This is a genomic window from Roseospirillum parvum (genome assembly GCF_900100455.1).
GTDB lineage: Bacteria > Pseudomonadota > Alphaproteobacteria > Rhodospirillales > Rhodospirillaceae > Roseospirillum > Roseospirillum parvum.
Genome location: NZ_FNCV01000005.1, coordinates 1 through 13,889, shown reverse-complemented (window position 1 = coordinate 13,889; position 13,889 = coordinate 1). Strand labels below are relative to the sequence as shown.

Below are 13,889 nucleotides of genomic sequence, written 5' to 3'. Positions count from 1 at the left end.
GCCGATGGTGACGAGGACTCCCATGCCTGACCAACCGACCCCGCGCCCCGCCACCCGCCTGCTGGCGGCGGCCCTGATCGTCCTCGGGCTGGGCGGCTGCCTGGCCACCGCCGACGGCGCCCCGACCGGCACCCCGCCCCCCCTGGCCACCAACACCGGTGCGACCAGCGGCACCACCAGCGGCGACGACCTGGGCGCCATGATCGCCGCCCTGGAGCCCGACGGCGACCTGGAAGCGGCGCTGAAGCGCGGCGTGACCCATCTTGCCGAGGGCGACTACACGGCCGCCGGCAAGGCCTTCGAGGCCGGCCTGAGGCTGGAGCCGGCCAACGGCCACCTGCACTTCCTCAACGCCCTGTCCTACCACCTGCGCGGCCGGGCCGGCGAAGCCAAGATGCTGGAGTTCGCCAAGGCCGGCTACCGCACCGCCCTGCGCTTCGACGAATCCAACGCCATGGCGGCCTACCTGCTGGGCCAGATCCTGTTCCGCCAGCGCGACTACGTGGCGGCCCAGAACCAGTTCTCCTACGCCCTGCTGTACGATCCGGAAAACCCGCGCCTGCTGACCGCCCTGGCCGCCGCCTCCTACTACAGCCGCGACCCCGAAACCGCCCTGTGGGCGGCCGAGCGGGCCTACCGTCTGGCCCCCGAGGCGCCGGCCAGCATCCGCACCCGGCTGTTCGCCGAGGCCGCCGCCGGGCGCTTCGACACCGCGCCCCGCCTGCTCGGCGAGTACCGGGCGGCGGTGCTCGACCGGGCGGGCGCGCGCGACCGCTACTGGGCCGACCTCAGGCTCGAGGAAACCGACCGCCGGCTGCGCGAGTGGGAGCACTTCCATCTGGCGGCCAGCAACAGCTCGATCTTCGGGCCCGCGTCGTCGGACATCGTGCCCTACCCCAGCGGCCCGGTCGACGAGAGCGACCTTGACGACACCCCCACGGACCAGCCGGGCACCCTGGCCCCCGCCAGCGACCCGCTCACCGAGGGCGCCGGGACCACGGACAGCACGGACAGCACCCAGGGGCAGGACGCGGCGGCCGGCAAAAGCGGCGTCAGGCGGCCGCGCATGACCAACATCGACGTGGTCATCCTGCGCCTCGACGAGGTGCGCGCCCAGCGCAAGGGCATCAACCTGCTGGACGGCCTGAAAACCACCCTGGGCGGCCAGTTGCTGTCCTTCGAATACAGCAACACCCAGGGCGGCGCGGCGGGCAATTCCACCTCGATCAGCTACAACATGAACCCGATCTTTTCGCTCAAAGGTCTGGAATACAACCTGAACATCTTCAACGACGAGATGAACAGCGCCGAGGTGCTGGCCCGCCCCTCGCTGCTCGCCACCGAGAACGCCACCTCGACCTTCTTCTCGGGCGGCGTGCTGCACGTGCAGCTTTCCAGCAACCTCTATGACGGCGGGCTGGAGGACATCAACATCGGCATCACCCTGAGCGTCACGCCGAGGTTCCTGGACGAGGACACCCTGAGCATCGACGTCAAGGCCGATCACGAGTTCCTGGAAATGCAGGCGGCCGAGGTCGGCTTCACCGCCTTCTCGCAGACCACCAAGACCTCGGTCCAGGCCAAGGCCGTGCTCAGGTTCGGCGAAACCCTGATCCTTTCCGGCCTGAGCCAGCGCGGCAACGAGGACAGCGAGTCCGGGGTGCCGGTGCTGAAAGACATCCCCGGCATCCAGTACCTGTTCTCCAGCCGCGAGGAGCTGGAGACCAAGACCTCGATCCTGATCCTGCTCACCCCGCACCGGCCGCGCTACACCGAGGCGGTGATGGACGCCGAAGCCCTGGACTCCCGCCAGGATCTGGAGCGGGTCTACACCGACAAGCTGAAATCGGCCCGGCGGATCGCCAACACCAACCTCAACGCGGTGATCTCCCATTTCAACGAGGATTCGCTGTTCTACCGCCAGTTCCGCACTGGCGACATCGAGTTGCGCTTCTTCGAGGACGACGATTCCATCTTCGGGGCGATCAAGCGCACCCTGGGGTTCCTCTATTACTGATCCGACTGGCATCGACAATCCGATCAGGCTTGCGTGCTGCGCCGCAGCGACGATTTTCCATTGAACGGCACCGGATGGCATAAAAAAAGGCTTCCCCGATCCCTGGCCGCCATGCGAACTTTATTCGCCCAGTTTGGAGTAGGGCCAAAACCGGCGGCGCGAGGGCTCCAGTCAAGAGAGCCGCCGCACGACACCGCCACTGAAGAACCGAAATGCCCCCGACAAGCCGCGACAACGCGGTGCCAAGGGCCAACGGTTCCAGCAACAGGGCAGGGGGGAAGCCCAGAAGGCGTCGCGGACAACAGGGTCCGGCGACCAGCGGGTGAGCGTGACCTCTGGGGAGGAGGCCGCTTGATCCTTCCTGCCTGATTTCCATCCAAAGGAAACAGGGAGGATCCCAGCAATGTCATTGCCTTACCGATCATCGCCACGCCGCCTTGGCGTCGCCCTGGCCGCCGGCCTGCTGGCCGCCATCTGGACCCCGGGCTTGGCCCAGGCCAGTTCGGACGAGCACGAATCGTACATGGACGACCACGAGCTGGCCGTCGAGAAACTGGTTCGCAAGCGCAACATCGCCATCCCCTATGACTACATCGCCACCCTGATGCGCCTGCCCAACGCCTTTGGCGAGGGGGCGGCGTGCGTGCTCTGCCATTCCTCGCCCGACCCCAAGCACAGCTACCGGGGCCTGGACCTGACCACCTGCGAGGGCATCAAGGCCGGCGCCACCGAGCCGCCGGCCCGCCCCATGTTCGAGCCCGGCGACGCCGAGCACAGCCTGCTGCGCCGCCGCCTGCGCAACAACCGCATGCCCTTCGGCGTGCCCTTCGACACACCGCGCGACAGCGAGAACATCCAGACCATCAAGAGCTGGATCGACAATGGAGCCAAGGACGACGACTTCTTCCGCCAGGAAGTGCTGCCCCTGTTCAAGGACCGCAACGCCTTCGGCGGCATGCAGGCGTGCACCGAGTGCCACATGTCCAACCAGGAGCCGCCGAGCTTCCACGAGTTGAACATGGGCAGCCACGCCGGCATCATGCTGGGCGCTGATTCCGTGGCCCGGGCCCAGGAAGGCCTGCCCGGGGTGCAGATCGTCATCCCCGGCGACGCCGAGGCCTCGCCGCTCTACCAGCGGCTGACCGAAAACCGCATGCCGGCCGGCATCGAGCCCAACGAAAGCCGCGACCACCCCAACATCCAAATCCTCATGCAGTGGATCAACCAGGGGGCCTCATGCGACTGACCCCGTGGACGGGGCGGCACCGCCGCCCCGTCCTGTTGGTGCTTCTGGCGCTGCTGCTCCCCGGCGCCGCCTGGGCCGAGCCGACCGTGCTGTGGCGCTTCGCGAGCGGCGATCCGGCCCTGGTTCCCATCCTTGCCGACCAATCGGGTCTGGTGGCCGCCGGCCGCCGGAGCTGGGGACTGGATGGGGAAGGCCGCCGCCTGTGGCAGACCGACCTGCCCAGCCCGGCCCACTTTCGCCCCCGGCCCGGCCGGCTCGACGGGCGCCCGGTGGTGCTGATCGCCGGCCGCGAGGGGCTGGCGCTGATCGACCGTGGCGATGGTCGGGTGCTCTGGCAGGAGGCGCCGGAGAGGGAATTCGGCGCCCCCACGGTGGCCGGTGATCGCCTGCTGGTGGGCGACGAGAACCGCCTTGAGGTCCGCGCCCTGAGCGATGGCCAGGTGCTGTGGACCCATACCCTGGGGCGCGGCGTGATCCACTATCCCCCGCTGGTCCGCGACGGGGTGGTCTACCTGGGTGGCGGCGACCGTCACCTGCGTGCCTTCCGGCTGGCCGACGGAAAGCCCCTGTGGGCCCACGACATGAGCCACCCCTGGACCTATCTGCGCCGCCTCGACCCCGGGCCGGACCAGGGCCCCATCGTCGCCGGGGCCTACGAGGACGCCCTGCTCGGCCTCGACCCGGCCACCGGCGCCATCCTCTGGGACCATCGCAGCGGCAACTTCATCAACAGCTTCCTGGTCGCCCAGGGGCGGGTTCATTTCTGGTCGCCACGCGGCTGGATGGTTGCCCTGTCGGCGACCTCGGGCGAGCTTCTGTGGCGCACCCGCACCCACCGCTTCGGCCGCGACGGCCGGGCCGACTGGTCGATGGTGATGGCCGCCCCGGTGCGGATCGGGGATCATCTGGCGGTGCTCGACATGGCCGGCACGGTGCATCTGCTCGACCCGGCCGGCGGGGACGAACGGGCCGCCGTGCGCCTGCCCTTCCCGGCCCGCCCCTTCCTCGCCCCGCTGGCCAACGGTGATGTCATCGCCGCCGACACGGCGGGCACGATTCACCGCCTGCGCCTGCCCTCAGGCGCCGACTGAGGACCCGGCCAGGGGCAGGCACAGCGCCGCGACCAAGCCACCACCCGGGCCACCACCTGGGCCACCACCCGGGCGGTTGGCCAGTTCCAGGGAGCCGCCCCAGGCCTCGGCGATGTCGGCGCTGATGGCCAACCCCAGCCCGCTGCCCGGCCCCTGGGTGTCGAGCCGCCGCCCCCGGTCGCGGACCCGGGCCAGATCGGCCTCGGGGATGCCCGGGCCGTCGTCCTCGACCCGCAGGCAAGCCATCCCGGCGCGTTCCTCGCAACGCAGAACCACCCGCCGCGCGGCGTGGCGGGCGGCGTTGTCGATCAGGTTGCCCAGGGCCTCGGTCAGGTCGTCGCGGTCGATGCGCAGCGGGGGTGCGCCCTCGAGGTCGATCTCCCACGCGAGGCGGCTGCCGTCCGGGGTGCGGCGGATCACCTCGACCAGCCGCCCGACCACCGCCGCCGGGTCGGCCCGGGCATCGGCCTGGCCAGCCGCCACCCGGGCCCGCACCAGTTCGCGCTCGACATGGCGGCGCATGGTCTCGGCGAGGCCGGCGATGTCGTCGGCCAGTTCCCCCTGGCCCTGGGCACGCAACCGCGCCACGTCGCCGGCCAGGGCCTGCAAGGGAGTCTTCAGGCCGTGTGCCAGATCGGCGGCGCGGGCCCGGGCCCGGGCGATGTCGGCGGCGCGGCGTTCGAGCAGGGCGTCCACCTCGGCGGCCAGGGGGCGCACCTCGGCCGGGAAGTCGTCGCCCAGTCGCGACCGGGTGCCGGCGTGCACCGCCCCGACCCGGCGCCGGATGGCCCCCAGCGGCCGCAGGCCGATGCTGGTCTGCACCCCGGCGGCGGCGACCAGCACCATCCCCAGCACCACCAGATAGGGCACCAGATCGGCGGTGAAGGCGCGCCGGGCGGCGGCGATCTCGGCCGTCGCCAGGGCCACGGCGGCGCGGACCGTGCGGCTGCCCAGGCGCGGCGGCAGGGTGACCAGACGTTCCATGACCAACAATGGATGGCCGTCCGGGCCGGGCAGATGGTGACTGTGGATCTGGCCATCGGCCAGCGGATCGGGGGGCAGGTCGAGCCGGCTGTCCCACAACGAGCGCGAGCGCAGGGTGGCCTCGCCCGCCTCGACCTGCCAGTAGAGACCCGACAGCGGACGCCCGAAGCGGGGATCGGCCGGCGGGCGCAATGGCACCAGGGTGCCGGCGGCGTCCTGCTCCAGGCCGGCCACCACCTGATCCAGGTGAACCTGCAACTCGGCCATGGCGCGCCGGGTGACGTGGCGCTCGAACAGATGGCCCAGCCCCCACCCGGCGAGCAGCAGCGCCGCCGCCACCGAGACACTGGCCGCCAGCAGCAGCCGCAGGCGCAGCGAGCCGGGGCTCTTCATGGCGCCGCCGGGTCGGGCCGGTCGGCCTCGGCCAGGGTGTAGCCGAAGCCGCGCCGGGTCTCGATCACCCCGCTGCCCAGCTTGCGGCGCAGGCGGGTGATGACCGCCTCCAGGGCGTTGGCCTCGCGGGCGTCATCGTCGCCGTAGAGGTGGTCCAGCAACTCCGGCGCCGGCACCACCCGGCCACGCTGGTGGGCCAGATAGGCCAGCAGGCGGTATTCCAGCGGCGACACCGACTGCGGCACGCCGTCCAGCGAGACCGCCAGGGTGCGGGTGTCGATGGTCAGCCGGCCGACCGCGATCAGGGCCGAGGCGTGGCCGCCGGCGCGACGCACCAGGGCTCGGGCGCGGGCCAGCAGTTCCTCCATGCGGAAGGGCTTGGGCAGATAGTCGTCGGCCCCGGCGTCGATGCCCTCGACCCGCTCGCTCCAGGTGCCGCGCGCGGTCAGCACCAGCACCGGCATGGTCCGCCCGGCGGCCCGCCAGCGCTTCAGCACCGCCAGACCGTCGAGCCCGGGCAGCCCCAGATCGAGCACGATCAGGTCGAAATCCTCGGTGTCGCCGAGGAACCAGGCGTCCTCGCCGTCGCCGCACAGATCGACCCGAAAGCCGGCCGATTGCAGGGCCCGCTTGAGATCGGCGGCGATCCGCCCGTCATCCTCGACGACCAGGGCGCGCATCAGTCGTCCTCGATGGCGACGATCTCGGCCGTGGCGGCATCGACCATCACCTCGCGCACCCGGCCGTCGCGGGCGATCACCGTGAACTCGTAGACCAGCCGGCCGTCCTCCATCTCAAGCTCGGTCTCGATCACCCGGCCCGGCAGGTCGGGCTCGACGGCGCTCAGGATGTCGGCCAGCGGGCGGGCCCGGCCCTCGGCCACGGCGGCGCGGGCCCGGTCGTGGTCGTCGCCGTGGTCGCTGCCGTGGTCGCCGCGATGGCCGTCCCGCCAATAGCCGTCGTCGTGCCGGTCCTCGCCGTGGCGATAGCCGTCATCGTCGGCCATGGCCGGCGCCGCCAGCACAAGAGCGACCAATAGGGGGATCAGATGGAGGGGGCGGAGGGGCGCGGTCATGGCCTCGAACATGGTCCAGGCTGGCTGACAACTGGCTGACAGGGGCTCTCAGGTCGCGGTCAGGTCGGCTCTGGCAGGGTGCCGCCCAGGGTCGCCGGGCCAACCGCCCCGGACGCCCCCCAGCCTAGCAACGCCACAGAGGGAAAACCATCCATGAGCACGCCCGACACCGAAACCGATACCCCGACCCCGGACGAGAACGGCGAAGTCCCGGTCTGGGACCCGCTGGTGCGCATTGGCCACTGGGTCCTGGTCGGCGGTTTCCTGATCGCCTACCTGACCGAGGGCGAGCCCGAGGCGGTGCACGTCTGGGCCGGCTACGCGGTCGCCCTGACCGTGGCGATCCGCGTCGTCTGGGGCTTCATCGGCCCGCGCCATGCCCTGTTCGCCGACTTCGTGCGCTCGCCGATCACCGCCGCCCGGTACCTGAAGGACGAGTTGACCGGCTCGGCCAGGCGCTTCATCGGCCACAACCCGGCCGGCGGCCTGATGGCCGTTGCCCTGCTCGTCTGTCTGGCCGGCACCGCCTGGACCGGCATGGGTCTCTATGCCGTCGAGGAGGGCAAGGGCCCGCTGGCCGGCATGGTCAGCCAGCAGCAGGCCGGCCTTGAGTTGGCCGTGGTCAGCCCGGCCATGGCCGACGACGACGAGCATGAGTACGGCGCGCGCGAAGACCACGGCAAGAGCCACGGCGAAGGCGAAGAGGTCTGGGAGGAATGGCACGAGGTCTTCGCCAACCTGACCCTGGCCCTGATGGTCCTGCACATCCTGGGGGTGATGGTCAGCAGCACCACCCACAAGGAGAACCTGGTCCAGTCCATGATCACCGGGCGCAAGCGGGCCTGACGCCCCCTGCCCGGCCCCCCGAAACACCACCACAAGGAGAACGACCGATGATTGCCAAGACCCTGATTCACGGCCTGATCGCCGCCGGCGTCATCACCGGGGCCGGGCTGGCCTGGGGCGAGCTGAAGGCCGCCGACTGGTCCACCGCGCCCCAACTGGCCCAGTCGGGCACCGACAGCGGCTACGTCACCAGCCCCGCCACGTCGTCCACCGGCAGCCCCTATCGGGACCGCAATGACGACGGGTATGGCGGCCGAAATGACGACCGGTACGGCGACCGCGATGACGATCGGTACGGCGACCGCGATGACGATCGCCACGACGACCGCCTGAGCCGCCATGACCGTGACGATGATGATCGCCACGAGGACCGCGACGACGACCGCCTGAAGCGCCACGACCGCGATGACCGCGATGATCGCGGCCGCGACAACGACTAGGAGCGCCCGACCATGGCTTCCCTCGATTTTCTTGCCTCGCCGGCCCGCCGGGCCCAGGCCGGGATGCGCCTGTGGCACGCCACCATCGCCGGCGGCTTCCTGGTCGCCTGGCTGAGCGGCGACTCCGACGACTTCTACATGGTCCATCAGGTGGCCGGCTACACGGTGCTGATCGCCGTCGTGCTGCGCCTCCTGGTCGGGCTGCTGGCGCGCCGCGCGCCGTGGCGCCTGCCCCGCCCCGATCCCGCCGCCGCCCGCCGCTGGCTGGCCGAGAAAAAGGGCCGCAACCCGCTGTTCGCCTGGCTGGCGGTGAGCCTGCTGCTCAGCGTCGCGGCTTCGGCCGGGCTGGGCATGGCGGCGCACTGGCTGCCCGCGGTGGAAGACCCGCACGCCCTGGCCTCGGACGTGGCGCTGTGGGTGGTGGTGGCGCACGGCCTGGCCATCCCCTTCCTGTACGGCGCCCACCGCCGCCTCGCCCGCCGCCTCGCCGGCACCCCTTAAGTCCCCCTCACCCCTTTTCCAAGGAGCACCCCGATGTTTCAGCGCACCCTTGCCGGCCTGATCGGCCTGGCCACCGCGAGCGGCCTCGGCCTCTCCCCCGCCCTGGCCGACCCGGCGGCCGAGCGGTCCGCCATCCTCGACACCCTGGCCAAAGAGGCCAAGGCCGAGGACCCCGGCTTCGCCGGCTTCTCGGCCCAGCGCGGCGAGACCCTGTACATGACCGAGTGGTCCCCGGGCAGCAAAACCCCGGCCTGCGCCACCTGCCACACCACCGACCCGCGCCAGCAGGGCCGCAACGCCAAGACCGGCCGGCCCATCGAGCCGATGGCGGTGTCGGCCAAGCCGGACCGCTTCACCGACCCCGACGAGGTGGCCAAGCAGTTCCGCCGCGACTGTGACAAGGTGCTCGGCCGGGCCTGCACGGCGACCGAGAAGGGCGACTACATCACCTTCCTGGCGGGGCAGTGACCATGCGCGCGCCGAACGCCCACCCCCTGGCCGCCCTCGCCCTGCTCGCTGGCGTGATGGCGGTCGCCCCGGCCAGCGCCGACGACGACTGGGTGCCGCCGATCACCGACCCCCTGACCCAGGCCGAATGCGGCGACTGCCACATGGCCTTCCAGCCGGGCTTCCTGCCGGCCCGCTCGTGGCACGCCATCATGGACAACCTCAAGGACCACTTCGGCGACAACGCCACGCTGGCCGAGGACAAGGTGGCCCTGATCCGCGCCTACCTGACCGAGAACGCCGGCGACCGCGACCGCCGTGGCCTGGCCCGCGAGTACATGGCCTACGTGCGTCCCGACGGGGTGCCGCTGAAGATCACCGAGAACCCGGCCTTCCGGCACGAGCACGACTTCCCGGCCCGGGTCTGGCAGCGGCCGGAGGTGATGACCCCCTCCAACTGCCTGGCCTGCCACCGCGACGCCGAGCGCGGCTATTTCGAGGACTGAAGCCGGCCGGCTCGTTTTCTGCCTCCCCTCCGCCTTGGCCCCACCTCGGGTATCGGAACATGGGACGAAGACCCATCGAAACCGTCAGTCATTCGTCACTCAAGAAGGTTAAGTGGACAGATAAGCGGTCCGCCGCCGCCTGCTCCCTCGCGGGCGCGGCGGTGGACCCCTTACCCACAACTCCTACACCACTCCAGGGGACATGACAGATTTATGAGTTTGCGGCCTATTACAATACTCGGCGGCCGCGCTCGACTCTGGATGGACAGACGCCCAACGAGGCGTATCATCAGGTCGTGCCTACGCCGTCTCTGGGGCGCACCCCGGAGACGGCGTAGGTTATGCCATTGGCGGCGTAACCAACACCGGGATTAGCTTAACCCCGCCGCCAACCTGTCCAACCAAACGGGGCCACCTCTATGGGTTTCAGTCAGGTGAGCACCGGGGTTCCGGGTCTGGACGCCATTCTTTCCGGGGGCTACCTAAAAGCCTCCCCGACCCTGATCATGGGTCAGCCGGGGTGCGGCAAGACCCTCTTTCTGCTCCAGTTCCTGGCCGACGGCGCGGCCCGGGGCGAGCGCTCGGTATGCGCCACCTGCACCGAGTCGCCCGAGCGCCTGCACGAGTACATGGGCGCCCTCGGCCATCCGGTGGACCAGTGGTCCGCCGAAGGGCTCTTCTCCATCGTCGATCTGCGCCCGGTGCCCGGTGAGGTGGTGACCGGCAGCCTCGATCAGACGGTGGTCAAGGTCCGCCTGGACGCCGCCCTGGCCGCCGGCGGGGCCGATCCCTCGGCGGGGCGGCTGGCCATCGACGAGTTGAACCGCCTGGCCTACGCCTTCGACTCGGCCGGCGTGGCCCGCGAGCAGACCCTGGCCCTGCTGCGCGAGCTGCGCGATTCGCGGATCACCACCCTGATCTCCTCGGCCGACACCACCGCCGCCCGCGACAGCCTGATGGACTACGCCGCCGACGCGGTGATCGAACTGCGCCAGACAATCGAACACCGGCTGATGACCCGCACGCTGAGGGTCACCAAAATGCGCGGGGTTCCCCACGGGACCAACGAATACCCCTTCATGATCGACCAACAGGGCCCCTCCCTGATGCCGATCACCAACACCGAGGGGCACCACCGCTCGCGCCAGGGCATGGTCAGCACCGGCCACGCGCGGCTCGACCCCCTGCTCGGCGGCGGCCTCTATCGGGGGGGCTCGCTGATGATCACCGGCACCTCGGGCAGCGGCAAGACCACCCTGTGCGGCCAACTGGCCAACGGCCTGTGCGGCGGCGGCCTGAAGGTCACCTACCTCACCTTCGAGCAGGACGAAAGCGAACTGCGCCACGACTACGAAGGCGTGGGCATCAACGTGGCACCGCATCTGGACGCCGGCCGACTGAACTTCGTGCGGGCCCGCTCGGTGGATTGCGGGCTGGAGGAACACCTGATCCGGCTGGCCCGGATGATCCAGACCGAACGCCCCGACGCCCTGATCATCGACGCGGTGACCTCGATGACCGACCTGGGCGACCCCCAGGCGGTGAAAAGCATGCTGCTGCGCCTGGTCGACACCTGCAAGTCCCAGGGCGTGCTGATCGTCATGATCGAGCTGCTCGGTGACGCCCAGAACAGCGTCAGCGAAATGGGCCTGTCCTCGCTGCTCGACACCTGGATCCGCCTGGAACTGCACCGCCAGGACGGGGAATACGTGCGCCTGGTCCGGGTCCTGAAAAGCCGGGGCGCCAATGCCTCCCAGCAGATCAAGGAGTTCCGCATCACCGACCAGGGGATCGTCATCGAGGACCCCTACGTGGGCCAGGGCAGTTTCGTCTTCGGCACCGAAAAGCTCCTGCGCGAGCAGGCCGACGCCCGCGACCTGGAAATCAAGAACCGCCGCCTGACCCGCCTCAGGGAAGAACTGGCCCTTCTGCCCAATACCTTCGAGGCCCAGCTCGCCCAGACCCGGATCGAACGCGACCGGGCTCTCGACAGCCTGAAGAGCGAAATCGACGACCTGGAGCAGAGCATCCGGGCCACCACCCACGATGCCCGCGCCCTCTCCGCCGCCCGTGGAGGAGGCGCCTAGATGGCCACCGCCCAGCCGCCCGCCGGCTCCCCGGCCTTAAGGCTGTTCGTGCTCGGACACTCGGAAACCATGCGCCGCGCCATCACCAACGCCCGCGCCCTGGGCCGGGTGGAGGTGGTCGACGTGCGCGACGACCCGGCCGCCGCCGAGGCGGCCCGCATCCTGGCCACCCCCACCCTGCTGCGCGAGGACGACCGGCCGGCCCGCATCGTCGGCGACCTGCGCGACCTCGAGGCGGTGCGGGCCCACCTCGGCCCCCCCTACGACAACCCGCCCGGTGGCGACGACCCTCCAGCCCACCATGATCGCTGACGCCAACCTCTCGCCCGTGGTCCTTGACCGCCTCGCCGAAGGGGTCCTGCTGCTCGACCCGGTCGGACGCATCGTCTACGCCAACCGACGGGCCGGAGAGCTCCTGGCGCGCGCGCCCGCTGATCTGCTCGGAACCACTTTTTCGGCTCCCATCCAGACCGACGAGCCGGTCGAGATCGCCCTGCCCCACCCCGACGGCCAGATCCTGATCGCCGACATGCTGGTGGTCCCCCTGGATACCGGCGACAAACGCCTCTCCCTGGCCTCGCTGCGCGACATGACCGGCCGCTCCCAGGCCGAGGCGCAGCTTCGCGAGAGCGAGGCCACCTATCGCGCCGTCATCACCCACGCCATCGACGGCTTCTGGCAGATGGACCGCACCGGCACCCTGCTTGAGGTCAACGACGCCTACCTGCGGATGACCGGCCATGACCGGGCAACCCTGCTCGGCTGCCGTCCCGATTTCGTCGACGCCGAGGAGGACGCCACGGCGGTGGCGGCGCGCATGGCGCGCACCCTTGAAACCGGCGGCGACATGTTCGAAACCACCCATAGGACCGCCGACGGCAGCATCATCGACGTGGAAGTGAGCGTCAGCTTCGCCCCTGCCATCGCCGACGGGCGGCTGTTCGTGTTCATCCGCGACATCACCCCGCGCAAGCGGGCGGAAGCCTCGATCCTGGCCGCCAAGTCGGCGGCCGAGCAGGCCAACCGGGCCAAGTCCGAGTTCCTGGCGGCAATGAGCCACGACCTGCGCACCCCCCTGAACGCCATCATCGGCTTCACCGAGCTGATTCTCTCGCGCCCCTTCGGGCTGCTTGGCGATCCGCGCTACGAGGACTATCTGAAGGACATCCGCGACAGCGGCGACCTGCTGGTCAGCCTGGTCGATGACCTGCTCGACCTGGCCCGCGTGGAATCGGGCAAGGTCGATCTCAACGAGGAAACCCTCGACCTGGCCTCGGTGATGGCCGAGGCCACCCGCCAGACCCGGACCATGGCCGAGGACGCCGGCCAGACCATCCACCTCGACTGTCCGCGAACCCTGCCCGGGCTGCATGGCGACCGGCGGGCCCTGATCCAGGTCTTCACCAACCTGCTGACCAACGCCATCAAGTTCAACCGCGACAACGGCACCATCCGCTTCCTGGCCGAGATGGACGAGGACGGAGGCCTGTCGGTCCGGGTCGCCGATCAGGGGATCGGCATGAGCGGTCCGGAAATCGCCCGCGCCCTGAAACCCTTCGAGCAGGTGGACAGCGCCCACGCCCGCAAGCACAAGGGGACCGGCCTCGGGCTGTTCCTGTGCTGCCAGATCATGCGCCTGTTCGAAGGCCGGGTTCAGGTGGACAGCACCCCCAGTGTGGGGACCACGGTCAGCCTGCATTTCCCGCCGCAGCGGGTGATCGCCTCAGCGCCCTGAACCTGTCAAGGCCGTCCGGGCCACCTGGGCGAGCACCCCGGCCCCGAGGGGCAACAGGGCATCGTTGAAGTCGTAGTACGGACGCCATAGGCGCTTTGACCTGAGACCTTAATTTTCCTCCATTTTTGGGTAGAGTCCGTCGACGTTAAGGAGACGGATTTATGAAGCGTAGCCGGTTTACGGAAGAGCAGATCATCGGGATTTTGAAGGAGCAGGAGGCTGGCCAGCGGACGGCAGATGTATGCCGTCGGCATGGTGTCAGCGAAGGCACCTTCTACAAATGGAAGGCCAAGTATGATGGCGGCCTGGAGGTCTCGGAGGCGAAGCGCCTGAAGGCTTTGGAGGACGAGAACACGCGTCTGAGAGCCTGATCGGAAAAGAGTTGAGTGATTTCAGTCGGTTGTGATTCGATGGGTGGTGTCTAGGCATCCATGGAGCACAACATGTGGACCGAAATCACTCGCCCGCAGTATGAGCGGACGGGCCAACGCTACGCAAGTGATGCGACCGATGCGGAGTGG

The 13,889-nt window shown here is 69.8% G+C and carries 14 protein-coding genes and 1 pseudogene; 12 read left to right on the top strand and 3 right to left on the bottom strand.

Annotated elements, in window-relative coordinates:
• Positions 1–22 precede the first annotated feature (22 nt).
• The 3 genes from BLR95_RS08550 to BLR95_RS08540 all read left to right on the top strand — a co-directional run bounded on the left by BLR95_RS08550 (position 23) and on the right by BLR95_RS08540 (position 4,354).
• Positions 23–2,017 (top strand): type II and III secretion system protein, encoded by a 1,995-nt coding sequence (locus BLR95_RS08550; RefSeq protein ID WP_092618421.1) that lies wholly within the window; start codon positions 23–25, stop codon positions 2,015–2,017.
• 403 nt (positions 2,018–2,420) lie between these two features.
• Positions 2,421–3,263: a hypothetical protein gene (locus tag BLR95_RS08545; RefSeq protein WP_092618418.1), complete on the top strand. Its 843-nt coding sequence runs from the start codon at positions 2,421–2,423 to the stop codon at positions 3,261–3,263.
• Positions 3,254–4,354, top strand: coding sequence for an outer membrane protein assembly factor BamB family protein (locus BLR95_RS08540; protein ID WP_092618415.1), 1,101 nt, complete (start codon positions 3,254–3,256; stop codon positions 4,352–4,354). Before BLR95_RS08545 ends, BLR95_RS08540 begins: the two co-directional genes overlap by 10 nt.
• Here the strand turns inward: BLR95_RS08540 and BLR95_RS08535 are convergent.
• From BLR95_RS08535 to BLR95_RS08525, 3 genes are read right to left on the bottom strand one after another with little or no spacing between them, the layout of a single operon-like run.
• Positions 4,340–5,731, bottom strand: a complete 1,392-nt coding sequence (locus BLR95_RS08535) for a sensor histidine kinase (protein ID WP_092618412.1) — start codon at positions 5,729–5,731, stop codon at positions 4,340–4,342. The genes BLR95_RS08540 and BLR95_RS08535 overlap by 15 nt on opposite strands.
• Positions 5,728–6,411, bottom strand: coding sequence for a response regulator transcription factor (locus BLR95_RS08530; RefSeq protein WP_092618409.1), 684 nt, complete (start codon positions 6,409–6,411; stop codon positions 5,728–5,730). The genes BLR95_RS08535 and BLR95_RS08530 overlap by 4 nt, the downstream gene beginning before the upstream one ends.
• Positions 6,411–6,806 carry a PepSY domain-containing protein gene (locus BLR95_RS08525; protein ID WP_176787738.1) on the bottom strand — a complete coding sequence of 132 codons (396 nt, stop codon included), beginning with the start codon at positions 6,804–6,806 and terminating at the stop codon, positions 6,411–6,413. The genes BLR95_RS08530 and BLR95_RS08525 overlap by 1 nt, the downstream gene beginning before the upstream one ends.
• A 153-nt stretch (positions 6,807–6,959) precedes the next feature.
• Here BLR95_RS08525 and BLR95_RS08520 point away from each other — a divergent pair, with 153 nt between their 5' ends.
• The 9 genes and pseudogenes from BLR95_RS08520 to BLR95_RS08480 form a co-directional block, all read left to right on the top strand.
• Positions 6,960–7,652: a cytochrome b/b6 domain-containing protein gene (locus BLR95_RS08520; protein ID WP_092618403.1), complete on the top strand. Its 693-nt coding sequence runs from the start codon at positions 6,960–6,962 to the stop codon at positions 7,650–7,652.
• Between the two features lie 47 nt (positions 7,653–7,699).
• Positions 7,700–8,092 carry a hypothetical protein gene (locus tag BLR95_RS15755; RefSeq protein WP_176787736.1) on the top strand — a complete coding sequence of 131 codons (393 nt, stop codon included), beginning with the start codon at positions 7,700–7,702 and terminating at the stop codon, positions 8,090–8,092.
• 12 nt (positions 8,093–8,104) lie between these two features.
• Positions 8,105–8,593: a cytochrome b/b6 domain-containing protein gene (locus BLR95_RS08510; protein WP_092618400.1), complete on the top strand. Its 489-nt coding sequence runs from the start codon at positions 8,105–8,107 to the stop codon at positions 8,591–8,593.
• Between the two features lie 33 nt (positions 8,594–8,626).
• A complete protein-coding gene (locus BLR95_RS08505; RefSeq protein WP_092618397.1) occupies positions 8,627–9,061 on the top strand; it encodes a DUF1924 domain-containing protein in 435 nt (144 codons plus the stop codon).
• A 2-nt stretch (positions 9,062–9,063) separates the two neighbouring features.
• Complete coding sequence (locus BLR95_RS08500; RefSeq protein WP_092618394.1) at positions 9,064–9,546, top strand: diheme cytochrome c; 483 nt, start codon at positions 9,064–9,066, stop codon at positions 9,544–9,546.
• Positions 9,547–9,965: 419 nt separating this feature from the next.
• Positions 9,966–11,633 (top strand): circadian clock protein KaiC, encoded by a 1,668-nt coding sequence (gene kaiC, locus BLR95_RS08495; protein ID WP_092618391.1) that lies wholly within the window; start codon positions 9,966–9,968, stop codon positions 11,631–11,633.
• On the top strand, positions 11,634–11,945 hold the full coding sequence (locus tag BLR95_RS08490; RefSeq protein WP_092618388.1) for a circadian clock KaiB family protein: 312 nt from the start codon (positions 11,634–11,636) through the stop codon (positions 11,943–11,945). It abuts the gene before it with no gap.
• A complete protein-coding gene (locus tag BLR95_RS08485; RefSeq protein WP_092618385.1) occupies positions 11,935–13,368 on the top strand; it encodes a PAS domain S-box protein in 1,434 nt (477 codons plus the stop codon). Before BLR95_RS08490 ends, BLR95_RS08485 begins: the two co-directional genes overlap by 11 nt.
• Positions 13,369–13,529: 161 nt before the next feature.
• Positions 13,530–13,733, top strand: a pseudogene (locus tag BLR95_RS08480) (transposase); the annotation flags it as partial.
• Positions 13,734–13,889 lie beyond the last annotated feature (156 nt).

Excerpts from the sequence above, each read along its gene's own strand:
- BLR95_RS08545 (WP_092618418.1), top strand. The coding sequence starts at position 2,421 with ATGTCATTGCCTTACCGATCATCGCCACGCCGCCTTGGCGTCGCCCTG.
- BLR95_RS08520 (WP_092618403.1), top strand. The coding sequence starts at position 6,960 with ATGAGCACGCCCGACACCGAAACCGATACCCCGACCCCGGACGAGAAC.
- BLR95_RS08490 (WP_092618388.1), top strand. The coding sequence starts at position 11,634 with ATGGCCACCGCCCAGCCGCCCGCCGGCTCCCCGGCCTTAAGGCTGTTC.
- BLR95_RS08500 (WP_092618394.1), top strand. The coding sequence starts at position 9,064 with ATGCGCGCGCCGAACGCCCACCCCCTGGCCGCCCTCGCCCTGCTCGCT.
- BLR95_RS15755 (WP_176787736.1), top strand. The coding sequence starts at position 7,700 with ATGATTGCCAAGACCCTGATTCACGGCCTGATCGCCGCCGGCGTCATC.
- BLR95_RS08550 (WP_092618421.1), top strand. The coding sequence starts at position 23 with ATGCCTGACCAACCGACCCCGCGCCCCGCCACCCGCCTGCTGGCGGCG.
- BLR95_RS08530 (WP_092618409.1), bottom strand. The coding sequence starts at position 6,411 with ATGCGCGCCCTGGTCGTCGAGGATGACGGGCGGATCGCCGCCGATCTC.
- BLR95_RS08525 (WP_176787738.1), bottom strand. The coding sequence starts at position 6,806 with ATGACCGCGCCCCTCCGCCCCCTCCATCTGATCCCCCTATTGGTCGCT.
- BLR95_RS08540 (WP_092618415.1), top strand. The coding sequence starts at position 3,254 with ATGCGACTGACCCCGTGGACGGGGCGGCACCGCCGCCCCGTCCTGTTG.
- BLR95_RS08505 (WP_092618397.1), top strand. The coding sequence starts at position 8,627 with ATGTTTCAGCGCACCCTTGCCGGCCTGATCGGCCTGGCCACCGCGAGC.
- BLR95_RS08535 (WP_092618412.1), bottom strand. The coding sequence starts at position 5,731 with ATGAAGAGCCCCGGCTCGCTGCGCCTGCGGCTGCTGCTGGCGGCCAGT.
- BLR95_RS08485 (WP_092618385.1), top strand. The coding sequence starts at position 11,935 with ATGATCGCTGACGCCAACCTCTCGCCCGTGGTCCTTGACCGCCTCGCC.
- BLR95_RS08510 (WP_092618400.1), top strand. The coding sequence starts at position 8,105 with ATGGCTTCCCTCGATTTTCTTGCCTCGCCGGCCCGCCGGGCCCAGGCC.
- kaiC (WP_092618391.1), top strand. The coding sequence starts at position 9,966 with ATGGGTTTCAGTCAGGTGAGCACCGGGGTTCCGGGTCTGGACGCCATT.